Origin of the sequence: Pseudomonas sp. CM27 (assembly GCF_013179515.1) — a bacterium.
Lineage (GTDB): Bacteria > Pseudomonadota > Gammaproteobacteria > Pseudomonadales > Pseudomonadaceae > Aquipseudomonas.
This window is the reverse complement of record NZ_JABMCN010000197.1, coordinates 1-11,353: the sequence shown is the minus strand read 5'-3', so window position 1 is coordinate 11,353 and position 11,353 is coordinate 1. Positions and strand designations below refer to the sequence as shown.

The window sequence follows — 11,353 nt, the reverse complement described above, 5'->3', positions numbered from 1 at the left end:
GCTGTTTGGGCGCAGGTCTCACCACTGTCAGCTCGCGACCTGGTCGCTGCCCAGGCGGGCCAATCGGAGGCCACGGCACGCATTGTCATCCGGCACAGGGAAGGCGTTCTATCGACGATGCGGATCGTGCACCGCGGCGAGATCTACAGCATCGAAGGCCCGCCGCTGGAAGACCCAAAGTCCGGCCTGGAGTACCTAACTCTTCTGGTCTCCAAGGGGGTGAAGGATGGCCAATGAGATCTCCGTGCGCCTGCAGGGGCTGAAGGCCGCCACTGACAAGATGGCCGGCCTGGCGCCCAAGCTGCGGCGAAGCGGCCTGCGCAAGGCTGCCCGTCAGGCCATGAACATCGTCAGGGACGACGCCAAGGCGAGGGCGCGAGCACTGGATGATCCAGAAACCGCTGAGAAAGTCTGGAAGAACATCATCACTCAGGAGTCTGGGCGGCAAGGCCGGCGGGAGGGCGGAGTGGTAATGAAGGTGGGCGTTCGCGGCGGAGCGAGCTCCAATCAGTACAGCAAGGATGCCAGCGGTAATCCAGGAGGAGACACCCGGCACTGGCGGTATCTGGAATTTGGCACCAAGTACAACCCGCCGGCCCCGTTCATGCGTCCGGCCCTCTCAACGAACGTAAACGCCGTTACCGAGCGCTTCGTGCAGGTGTTCGTTCAGGAAATCGACGCGGCACTGTGAGGAGCCTATGGAAGCGCCAATTTTTGCCGTTTGCTCGGCTGACGCAGGTGTGGCTGCACTACTCGGCACGGGCATTGATTGCCGGCTTTATTCCTTCGGTGAGGGACCGGAAAAGCCGGTCAAACCTTATGCCGTCTGGAGCGTGATCTCCGGCAGCCCTGAGAACTACCTGGCCGGCCGTCCAGACACCGACGGTTTCACCCTGCAGTTGGACGTGTATGCCGCGACTGCCGCGCCGGTGCTGGCCGTCACGAAGGCGCTGTGTGCAGCGATCGAGCCGCGCGCCTATGTCGTCCGCTGGGGTGCCACTGACCGCGACCCAGACACCAAGGACTTCCACCGAAGTTTTGACGTGGACTGGATAGTCCCCCGATGAACCCACCGAGCCCGCCATGTGCGGGCTTTCTTTTGCCCGACAGGAGACCACCATGTCGATTTTGACCCAAGGCACCCAGGTGTATGCCCTGATGCCGCCGCTCACCGGCACCGGCCCATCCACCGTGGTGGAGGTCGAGTGCGCAACCGCCTTCAACCCTGGCGGCGCGCCTAAGGAGCAGATCGAGGATACCTGCCTCAGCTCCAATGAGCGCACCTACAAGCCGGGGTTGCGTACCCCGGGCCAGGCGTCACTGACCATCAACGCCGATCCGAACAGCCCGAGCCATATCCGACTGCATCAGCTGTCCGAAGCGAACGGTGATACCACCATGAAATGGGCCGTTGGCTGGTCTGACGGCACGGCGGCGCCAACGGTGAACACCGAAGGGGACGACTTCGAACTTCCGGACAGTCGCACCTGGTTTGTTTTCGAAGGCTATGTCGCTGACTTCCCGTTCGACTTCGCCGCCAATACCGTGGTTAGCACTGCGGTCTCCATTCAGCGTTCGGGCGGCTCCGCCTGGATCAAAAAAGTAGCGTAAGGGGCCACAATGGATCTCGCGCAGTTGAAGAAAAAAGGGGGCGTCATCGCTGATGCCCTGGTGCCCAAGAAAGTCGAGTGGAAACACACTGACGAAGAGGGCAAGCCCATCACCGACAAGTTCACGGTCCACGTCCGCCGTCACGCTTTCGGCGTCATGGAGGCGATGTTCGCCGGCGGAGAGGCGGAGCGCTATAAGAATGCCAGGTACTTGTCGGCCAGCATCATGCTTGGCGAGGGTGGGGTTGAGGAGCTTCCGTTCGAGGATGCAGTCAATCTTGATCCAGGCCTGGGCATCCTCCTGCTCAACGCGGTCAACGAAGTGAACAATCCGCCAGCAAAGAAATCACCCCGGCCGAAGAGATCTGGCACGAACTCGTCCTTAACGGCGTAGGGGGGAATTCGATTGCAGAGGCCAAGGCCACGCTTTCTTATGCGGAAGTGCTAGCCTGGGTTGCCTACCGTGACAAGCATGGTTCGTTGAACCTGGCGGGCCGGGTCGAGCTTTCCAGCGCCCTCATTGCGCTGCAAGTCAACCGTGGGGCAGGGGGGTCGGCTGACCTGCAAGCCTTCATGCCTAACAGCGCTAGGCCGGGAACAGAGTTAGAGCAGGCGATGAGAGAATGGATGTGATCTGGTAGCATTCTTTGTTTTTGGGAGGGACTCCATGCAGATCGCCATCCTCGTAGTGCTCATACTAATTCTGATCGTAATCGCCCCATGGATGCTCGCGGTTGTGGCCGCGGCGGCTGTTGCATATGGCTTATGGGTTGTGACCGCCGGCGTGGTTTTTTTTGTTTTGCTGGCTGGGCTTTCGCTTTACCACGGAATCAAGGCTCGTAAGCCTGTGATATCGAGCAAGACTGAGAGGGCTATCGAGCGCGCGAATGAGGAATTCCGGCGAAAAGAGGCCGAGCAGGCCGCAGCTACGAATCCAGCTCCCTTAGAGCCGGTTCAAAACAAGCCGAGAAAGCTGGTCGTCTGCCGATCATGTTCTGCAGAGATCGAAAAATTCAGCATGTTCTGCCCCGTTTGCGGCAAGAAGCCAATATAAACGAGCAAATTACGAAACCCGCGAAAGCGGGTTTTTTTATGCCCGGAGAGAAACTATGGCCAGCAGATCGCTTGGCACGCTCACCCTCGATCTGATAGCGAGAATTGGCGGGTTTCAGCAAGGGATGGACCAAGCTGCCCGATCCACGCAGAGAAGCATGGGGCAGGTCGCCAGGCATGCCGAGGAAGCCTCGGCGAGTGTCACAGGGTCATTTAAGACCATTGCAGGAGCTGCAGCTGCGTTCCTTAGCGTTCAGCAGGTTGTAGAGTACTCGCAGACGTGGGTGGGGGTGCAGAACCGCATCAAGCAAGTTTCAGAGACTTTTGAAGAGTTCTCCAAGCAATCGTCTGCGGTATTTTCAATTGCACAGAACTCGCAGTCCTCCCTAGAGGCAACTGCCGAACTCTATCAGCGAATCGCAGCTTCTTCTGGCCAGTTAGGTGCGACCCAGGAAAAAGTCGGCCAAGTCACCCAGAACATTAGTAAAGCGCTGTCTGCCAGTGGTGTATCCGCAGAGGCAGCGCAGGGCGCTTTAGTTCAGCTCGGCCAGGCGTTTGCCTCTGGTGTGCTTCGAGGGGAGGAGCTCAACTCGGTGCTTGAGCAAGCGCCTGGCTTGGCCCAGGCTATTGCTGATGGGATGGGAGTAGCCCGGGAATCGCTTCGAACGATGGGCGAAGCTGGGAAGCTGACCTCTAAAGAGGTGTTTTCTGCCATCCTCGACCAGACCAGGTCAATTGATGATGCTTTCGCAAGGTCGCAGACCACGGTTTCCGGGGCCTTTCAGGTGATGGAAAATAGTGCTGCCAAGTTCTTTGGCACGCTGGATGAGACGCTTGGTATAACTTCGAGCTTCGTTCAAACCGCGCTATCGCTGTCTTCCGCCTGGGACTCGTCAGGAGTCGAGACTTTCACTCAGGTCCTAAAAACTGGACTTTACGTCGCTCTTGCTCGAGTTGCCGCTGGATTTGTCAGCGCTACAGGGGCCAAGTACCTCGACATCAAAGCAACCCAAGAGCAGCTATACGCAAATTCGTTGGCGGCTGCTGGAGAGCTTAGGAGGGCTGAAGCTGTCAAGGCAGGCGCGCTTGCGGATGTGGAGTCGGCTGCCAGGGCTGTAGCAAATGCGAAGGCGAAGGTTGCCGCAGACCGGCAAGTGATTACTTCTGAGGTCGCGCGCCTCGAATCCGTGCAGGCCGCTCTGGCGGCAGAGAAGTTGCTGGAGGCACAGCGCCTTCAGGCGCAGATTACCGATGTTGGTCGACAGCAGTCAGTTGCGCGAATGGTAGAGCTTCGGCTGACCGAGGTCGCGATCACCAACCAGCTTGCGGCCTCGGAAGCGAAGCTTGCAGCGACGACACTGGCAACTTCCGCTCAGGTCACGGCAGCTACCAACCAACAGACCGTTGCTAAAGAGGCGTTGGCGCTGGCCAACTCTCAGGTCAACGTCACGCAGATTGCTGCAACGGCTTCCATGGGCGCATGGTTTTCCGCCAGCACTGCCATGGGCGCGTCGATGGTCGCCCTTCGAAATGCTGCGAGTGGTGTTTTGCGAATGGCAGCAGGTTGGCCGGGCCTGATCTTAACCGTCGGCGCGTTGGCGCTCTCATTCATCGACTTCGGCGACAAAGCAGAGGAGGGCGCCGGCAAGGCAGCGAACGCCTTCGAGGATGCCTCGACGCGCATCCGTCAGGCCTCCAGATCGATGCTGCCGGAGAACTTGAGCACCCAGTCCTACGACCAGTTGCAGGATCGGTTGAAGGGGCTACAAGCTGAGCTCAAGGAAACCGAGAAGCTGCAGGAGCAATTCCAGAAGGGGGTCGATGACAAGAGTGATGTGCCATTCGAAACGTCGCTCGATGCTTCGAAGGAAAAGGCTGACGCGCTCAAACTGGCCATTCAGTCGGTCCAGAAGGAGCTGAACAGTTCCCGCCTGGCTTCGGACAAGGAGGGCAGTACCTATCTCAAGAACCTCGAAAAACAGGCTGTTGTCGCGGGCAAGCTGACCGAAGTCGAGAAGCTGCGGGCTCAGATCGCGGCCGGCGCGGTGAAGTTTTCCCAGGATGACGAGAGAAAGGCCCTCGCAGCGGCGTCTGCTATCGACAAGGCAAACAAGGCCCTGAAGGAATCCAAGGCTGGTGACAAGGACGACAAAGCGCTCAGCAAGCGTTTCGAGGAGGCTGAAGAGGGCTACCGGCGTCAAATCGAACTGATCAACACCTCGACGGATAAACGACAAAACGCCACTGAGGTTGCCAAGCTGGGTTTTGAGCTGGAGAGCGGCAAGCTCGATGGGCTCACTAGCCGGCAGCAGAAAAGACTGGAAGGCCTCGCTGCTGAACTTGATGCGAAAAAGGCCCTTCTCAAAGCCGACGAGGACTCAAAAAAGCTTGCCGCGCTCAAGTTCAATCTTGATGAAGACAATCGCACGGCCAAGGATGGTTTAGACCAGGAGCTTTCTGGTGCTGGCCGAGGTGAAAAATACCGCGAGCGCTTCCGGGAAATGCTCTCCATTGAGCAAGACTTCAATAAGCAGCGCCGCGAGATGTACAAGGAGTACAAAGAGGCAGTACTCGCGAAAGACCCGGATGCTGAGGCCAACTACAAAAAGGAAACCGAGCTCCTTGACGAGGCATTGGCTGAGCGGCTCGTTCTTCAGCAGGACTACTACAACCAGGTGGACGACGCCCAGAACAACTGGATGGACGGCGTCACCAGTGCCTGGGAAAACTTCTCGGATGCTGCGACGAATTACTCGGCCATGGCTGCCGACGCAACGACATCTGTTCTCGGCAGCGCCAGGAGCGAGCTCAGTTCGTTCTTGAGCGACGTGGCAACCGGCTCGGCTGATGCCGGTGATGCCTTGATGGACATGGTAACGGGATTTGCCAATGCCACGGTCCAGGCGTTCACCGATATGGCTGCGCAGTGGCTGGTTTACCAGGCTGTTCAACTGCTGGTAGGGAAAACCACCCAGACCGCCGCAGGACTGTCGATGATTGCTCATGCCCAGGCGACTGCCTTCCAGGCCAGCCTGGCCGCGTTTGCTTCGACGGCAGCTATCCCGATCGTAGGTCCTGCCTTGGCGCCGGCTGCTGCCGCAACTGCTGCTGCAGCTACCGCTCCGCTCGTCGCAGGGGTTGCCTCTACGGCGCTCATGGGTATAGCTCACGGCGGTATGGATAGCATCCCCCGGGAAGGCACCTGGCTACTGGACGGCGGTGAGCGAGTTCTCAGCCCAGGCCAGAACCGAGATTTGACCAAGTTCTTGAGCGACGACAGTCGCCACTCTGGTGGACTGCCTCCGGGCGGCGCACAAGATCGGGGTGTGAAAATCATCAACAACGGACCACCGGTCACTGCGCGGCGCGAGATCTCCGATGGTGAAATGAAGGTGATTCTTGATGCTGCCGAAGATCGGATTGCCAAGGGCTTTGCAACTGGCACCGGCAAGGTTAGCCGCGCAGCCGGTAGCGCATATGGAATGAGGAGGGCTCCTCGATGAGCGCGCTTGAAATCGTGTACGCCTCTGGTGGAGACGACATCATTTCCACTTTGGAACTTTCCTGCCCTGCATGGGATGAGTCGCTGTACCTGGTTCAAGGCTTTGAGGATCTGGTGGCCACCACCGAGTCAGGATTGACAGTGACGTTCCAGGCCGCGGCTATTGATGTCGCTCTACCCAAGCGAGACAACTCCGGCACCCAGACGTTGAGCTTCGTGATTGATAACGTCACCGGTGAGGCCCAGCGCCTGCTGGATGCTTCGCTTGATGCTGAGGAGCGAGTGACGATGGTCTATCGCTCGTATCTGGAGAGCGTCCTCAGCGAGCCGGCTGAGCGGCCGTACCGGATGACGACCTTCGGCGGGACCATGGACGGGCCTACCGTGCAGGTCGAGGCCGGGTATTTCGACCTAATCAACCTGGGCTGGCCCCGGGATCGTTACACCACTGAATTTGCCCCTGGGCTAACTTACCTTTGAAGGGTGATACCCATGACTGAAGTTGTCTTGAAAAATCAATCTGGCGAAAGCCTGGGGGCCTCAGTGGTTGGGGGCGAGCTCATCGTCCAGCTGGGCGTTGAAATAGTTTTCTCGCACCTGGAGTTGTCCGGCGCAGCGGCTGAAGTCATGGCTGACTTTAATCGACTGATATCCGACCTGGATCGTCTCAGATCTCTAGAGGCCAGCGTCCGCCGGAAGGCTGAGATGATCAAAGGGCGCTGGTGGGATGTTTCTGATGAAACCGGTGTTGGTGGGGAGCTGCACGCAGCAATCACCGAGCTGTTGCTCGAGCTTGAGGGCGAGAGCGAAGCTCGACAGGTAGCCGAAGCTAAAGCTCTCGCTTGACCACTTGCGCTACTCGCCGTGGATCTCCTTCAGGCGCTGTTCACCCGCCGGCATGATGTGCGGACTTGCTATCCACCTGAATCGGTATCGGCCGCTCGCAAAACGGGTAACTACGAAGTTAGCCATTCCGGTCTTCGAAAGTGCATCGAGCGCTTCAAAGGTGGTGGACTCCTCAAGGTCCTTGAGATTCAGGCCATTTTCAGCCTGCCTGGCTACTACTTGAAGCGCGTTATCTATATCTGATGCATATGTACTCAAATCAGACCTCCTAGGTCATTCGTTGCCAGCGTTCGCGAGCGGTTTGCGGCTGCCCGCGTCCGAGCGGTAAATCAATCTTCATGCAGGCGCAACGCTACTACGTAGCATGCGGACTGCGTTACTGGCTTTTTGGCCAGCCAAGAGCACGCTATGTACGACAAATATTTCACCGCGACGTATCAAGACGGGGCGCGGGGCGAGGTCGTGGGCGGCCGATACCTGCTCGACTGCTGGGGCCTAGTTTTGGCCATCCGTGAGGAAATGCTTGGACTCCCGCCGCTGCCTTCCTTCGGCCCCATTGACCGGCGAGACCTTCGATCCTCTGCCAAGGCTTACGCCAAGTATTCCGACCTGATGCCCGTGGGGCCGCCTGTTCCTGGAGCAATCGCTGCAGTGATCCATGGCGGTCTATGCGTGCACGTCGGACTGGTCGTGCTGATTGACGGCGAGCTCAGGGTCTTTGAGATCAACCCCATTGCCGGGGTGGAAAACATGCGCCTGATCGACTTCGAGCGGTCCTATCCAAAGGTGAAATACCATCGTGATCGAGATCTATCCGAGCAAGCTTGAGGGCGCGCCTCTTGAGCGGCACCCGCTGCACCAGGCCACGACCCTTGAGGGCTGGCTGAAGGCCAAGGTGCCAAGTTACGAGCCTCGGTCGGTGCCACCAATCAGCATTTTGGTGAACGACAATCTGGTCGAGCCAGCGCAATGGAGCGAAACGGAGGTTGGCCCAGCTGACCAGGTATCGATCTACATCGAGCCGAAAGGCAGCGCGCTGAAGACAATGTTCAAGCCAGGGCCGCTGGCCAAGCTGTTCGGCTTGGGCAACCCGTTCGACCCGGCCACCCCGGATCTGCCCAGCACCCAGAACCGAACTTCACGCGATATCGATCTGTCGACGGTGAAGGGCAACAAGGTTGCGCTGAACGACATCATTCCTGAGCTAGCTGGTTCGCCTAAGCGCTACCCCGATTTGCTGCTGCCTATTCATCGGTACTTCGGTTCCGAACGTGAGCAGTGGAGCGAGTTGTTGCTGTGTGTGGGCAAGGGGCGGTACCAGATCTTGCCCAGCGACATTATGGTCGGCGATACGCCAATTGCGTCCTTGGGCAACACGGCGAGCTACAAGATCTTTGAGCCCGGGGCGGATCTGTCCGGGGAGACAGCCTGCGTCTGGTGGCACAGCGCCAAGGAGGTTGGCTCTACCAGCACCGGCAGCGCAGGCCTGACGCTGACTACTACCACTAGCGTTGCGCAGGAGGCGACCGCCGCGACCGTGCAGTTCGCTGGCCATGTGCTCACTGTTCCAGAATCTGCGGGTTGGTTCCCGCACGGCTGGGCCGCGGGCATGATTGCGCGCATTGAGGTGTTGTACCCCTACACCTTCACCGCGCCTGCGGATGGTGGCGCCACGGTGATCAGTGGCGACCATGTGCCGATGCTCAAGCCCAGCGTCGGGATGAAGCTGGAGATCACCGGCGCCAATGCGGGCGAGTATGTCGTCGCCTCGTACAGGCCGTTTGTTCCGGGCGTTCCGGCGGTTCCTGGCTCGGCCTCCACCGTGACCGGCAACTCAGCCCCGACGCGCTACGACTTCAATGTCACTCCGCTGAGCTTCACGCTGGGCATCGGCGCGCAGGCCTTCCCGATCTTGCTCAATACGGCCACCACAAATCTGGCCGGCCTGGTCAGTGCGATGAACGCGGCCCTGAACGGTACCGGCCTGGTGGCCAGTGCGACTGGCGGCATGCTGAAGGTGGCCGAGGCCGCTGTACCATTTTCTGGTAATTCGCTGTCGTTGACGGCCGCTGCCAGTGTGATCTTCGGCTCGGCGCCGGTGTTCGTGACCGGTGTGAAAACCGAGGCGGCAAGCGCTGCGCAGCCAGCACAGATGACCCTGGCCTATGACGGTGGCGCACCTGCAATCGGACTGCAGACGGGTGTGCTGTGGTCGTGCATCGGCTACCGGGAGCTTCGCTACCGCATCACTGCCGTTTCCGACGACGCAGCGGATGATGATGACGAAACCGATGAAGACGAGAGTCATGGGCCTTCTGCGATCACCGTAGAACGCCTGACGGATAGCGGCTCGAGTGATACAGCCTGGGCCGGGTTCGATGCCCTGGAATCCAACTCATCGACCATCGTTCTGGATGGCTCGACCACTGAAGGAGACTGGTCTGGACCCTATGCTGCGGTTCCTCCGAAGGAGCGTACCCGTAGGCTTGAGCTCGACTTCTTCTTCCCGCAAGGCTTGGTCCGGTACACCGAGAAGAACGGCAACATCCGTTCGCACTGGGCGAAGGTCGAGGTGCAATACCGCGACATTGAGACGGCAGGCGCCTGGACCTCGCGCACCTATACCTTTGAGGCCATGACACCGGACCAGATCGCTTTCACCCGCAGCTTCGCCCTGCCGGCGTCCATGCGCCCAGAGGTTCGGGTCCGCCGGATCGGCGAGGAGTCGACCAGCTCGAACAAGCAGGACCGCATTCAGTGGTATGGACTGAAAGGTCGGATAGCCAGGGCGCCTACGCGTTACGAGGGCGTCACGGTGATGGCTGTCTACATCAAGGGCAGCAATCGACTTTCAGCTCAGTCCGAAACCATGGTCTCTACGCGACCGACCCGCATCCTGCCTGTCAGGAGAGGTGGTGCCTGGGCTGGTGATGAGCCGACGCGAAGCATTGCACCTTGGGTGTTCCATGTCGGCAAGTCGATTGGCTACCTCGACGACGACCTACACCTGGCCGAGTTTGATCGCCTTTCCCCTACCTGGGACGCCAGGGGCGACACTTTCGACCTGACCGTGGCTGACCAGAGCACCGTCATTGAGTGCATGAACAAGGCCCTGGCCGCGGGATTCGCCGAGGTCACCATTGATCGAGGACAGATCAGGCCGGTTCGGGACCAGGCCCGCTCGGTGTTTGAGCACATGTACACCCCGCAAAACATGACCGGCAACCTGGTGCGTAACTTCACCACGGTGCGTCCCGACGATTACGACGGTGTGGAAGTGGAGTATGTGGACGAAAGCACCTGGCAGAAGGAGACGGTGACCTGCCTGCTTCCCGGCGATGCCGGGTCCAAGGTCGAGAAGATCACCCTGGATGGGGTGGTCAACCGGGATCGCGCTTGGCGTATCGGTATGCGGCAGCGCCGCCGGCAGAAGTACCAGCGCCGCTTCTATAGCTGGTCCACCGAGCTTGATGGGCTCAACAGCAGCTATCTCAGCTATTGCGCAGTTGCAGATGACATTCCTGGCTATGGCCAGAGCGCAATCCTTGAAGGCATCACCCGGGGCAATGGGCGGATCTTGCTGGAGAGTTCCGAGCCGCTGGCCTGGGAGCAGGGAGCCGCCCATGTCGTTGGCCTACGTCGACCTGATGGGACCTTGAGCGGGCCTTGGGCAGCTCGTCGAGTGGACGAATACCGGCTCACCATCGCCGATGATTTGGACTTCGAGCCAGATTTGTCCTGGGATGTGGAACCCCCACACCTGCTGTTCGGCGAGATATCACGCTGGTGTTACCCGGTCCTGGTGAAGTCCATAGAGCCAGGCGATTTCTCGGCAGACATCGAGGGCGTCAACTACGACGCGCGCGTTTACCTGGACGATGACAACAACGCTCCTAATTGAAGGGCCGACCCATGATTGCATATCCAAACGGGTTGCCTCCGCCCCTGCGCGAGAACTATGGGTTCAAGCCGACCAGTCCGCTCATCACCACCACGATGGCGAGCGGGCGGACACGCACCCGGCGGCGGTTTCGAGGCGTTCCCACATACCCGACTGTGGCCTGGCTGCTTACGGCGCCTCAGGCGCGGCTGTTCGAGGCCTGGTTTGAATACACCCTCAAGTCAGGTTCGCTCTACTTCGGCTGCCCACTGAAGTCGCCCATGGGCTTCGAGGTGCTAAGGGCGAAGTTCAGCGACATCTATACCGGGCCAGAGCTCGTTGGCGTCGACCTCTGGCGATTCACCGCCGAGCTCGAGGTGTACAAGCGCCCGCTGTACGACGAGCAATGGTTCACGATCGCTCCTGAATACCTAACCCAATCCGACATTGTCGACATCGCGG

14 protein-coding genes are annotated in these 11,353 nt (G+C 59.4%); 13 read left to right on the top strand and 1 reads right to left on the bottom strand.

Annotation, left to right across the window (positions count from 1 at the left end):
* The 10 genes from HP547_RS21415 to HP547_RS21375 form a co-directional block, all read left to right on the top strand.
* Nucleotides 1-237 (top strand): phage head closure protein (locus HP547_RS21415; RefSeq protein WP_172287379.1); only part of this gene is annotated, 237 nt, incomplete at its 5' end.
* The gene (locus tag HP547_RS21410; RefSeq protein ID WP_172287378.1) at nucleotides 227-691 is read left to right on the top strand and encodes an HK97-gp10 family putative phage morphogenesis protein; all 465 of its coding nucleotides are present in this window, start codon (nucleotides 227-229) and stop codon (nucleotides 689-691) included. The genes HP547_RS21415 and HP547_RS21410, both read left to right, overlap by 11 nt.
* A 7-nt stretch (nucleotides 692-698) precedes the next feature.
* Nucleotides 699-1,067, top strand: coding sequence for a DUF3168 domain-containing protein (locus HP547_RS21405; RefSeq protein ID WP_172287377.1), 369 nt, complete (start codon nucleotides 699-701; stop codon nucleotides 1,065-1,067).
* Nucleotides 1,068-1,119: 52 nt separating this feature from the next.
* Entirely contained in the window at nucleotides 1,120-1,611 is a 492-nt protein-coding gene (locus tag HP547_RS21400; RefSeq protein WP_172287376.1) for a phage tail tube protein, read from the top strand.
* Nucleotides 1,612-1,620: 9 nt separating this feature from the next.
* On the top strand, nucleotides 1,621-2,004 hold the full coding sequence (locus tag HP547_RS21395; protein ID WP_172287375.1) for a phage tail assembly chaperone family protein, TAC: 384 nt from the start codon (nucleotides 1,621-1,623) through the stop codon (nucleotides 2,002-2,004).
* Nucleotides 1,974-2,243 carry a hypothetical protein gene (locus tag HP547_RS29725; protein WP_372242914.1) on the top strand — a complete coding sequence of 90 codons (270 nt, stop codon included), beginning with the start codon at nucleotides 1,974-1,976 and terminating at the stop codon, nucleotides 2,241-2,243. Before HP547_RS21395 ends, HP547_RS29725 begins: the two co-directional genes overlap by 31 nt.
* A gap of 34 nt (nucleotides 2,244-2,277) precedes the next feature.
* Nucleotides 2,278-2,664 carry a hypothetical protein gene (locus HP547_RS21390; protein WP_172287374.1) on the top strand — a complete coding sequence of 129 codons (387 nt, stop codon included), beginning with the start codon at nucleotides 2,278-2,280 and terminating at the stop codon, nucleotides 2,662-2,664.
* A gap of 55 nt (nucleotides 2,665-2,719) precedes the next feature.
* Nucleotides 2,720-6,166: a tape measure protein gene (locus HP547_RS21385; protein ID WP_172287373.1), complete on the top strand. Its 3,447-nt coding sequence runs from the start codon at nucleotides 2,720-2,722 to the stop codon at nucleotides 6,164-6,166.
* A complete protein-coding gene (locus HP547_RS21380) occupies nucleotides 6,163-6,645 on the top strand; it encodes a DUF1833 family protein (RefSeq protein WP_172287372.1) in 483 nt (160 codons plus the stop codon). Before HP547_RS21385 ends, HP547_RS21380 begins: the two co-directional genes overlap by 4 nt.
* A 12-nt stretch (nucleotides 6,646-6,657) precedes the next feature.
* Complete coding sequence (locus tag HP547_RS21375) at nucleotides 6,658-7,011, top strand: hypothetical protein (protein WP_172287371.1); 354 nt, start codon at nucleotides 6,658-6,660, stop codon at nucleotides 7,009-7,011.
* 9 nt (nucleotides 7,012-7,020) lie between these two features.
* Here HP547_RS21375 and HP547_RS21370 read toward each other — a convergent pair whose 3' ends face one another.
* Nucleotides 7,021-7,269: a hypothetical protein gene (locus HP547_RS21370; RefSeq protein ID WP_172287370.1), complete on the bottom strand. Its 249-nt coding sequence runs from the start codon at nucleotides 7,267-7,269 to the stop codon at nucleotides 7,021-7,023.
* Between the two features lie 150 nt (nucleotides 7,270-7,419).
* On the opposite strand from HP547_RS21370, the gene HP547_RS21365 reads away from it, so the two are divergent.
* From HP547_RS21365 to HP547_RS21355, 3 genes are all read left to right on the top strand, one after another.
* On the top strand, nucleotides 7,420-7,839 hold the full coding sequence (locus tag HP547_RS21365) for a hypothetical protein (protein ID WP_172287369.1): 420 nt from the start codon (nucleotides 7,420-7,422) through the stop codon (nucleotides 7,837-7,839).
* Nucleotides 7,811-10,912: a host specificity factor TipJ family phage tail protein gene (locus tag HP547_RS21360; RefSeq protein WP_172287368.1), complete on the top strand. Its 3,102-nt coding sequence runs from the start codon at nucleotides 7,811-7,813 to the stop codon at nucleotides 10,910-10,912. The genes HP547_RS21365 and HP547_RS21360 overlap by 29 nt, the downstream gene beginning before the upstream one ends.
* Before the next feature lie 11 nt (nucleotides 10,913-10,923).
* On the top strand, nucleotides 10,924-11,353 hold a 430-nt coding region (locus HP547_RS21355; protein ID WP_172287367.1), incomplete at its 3' end, for a hypothetical protein.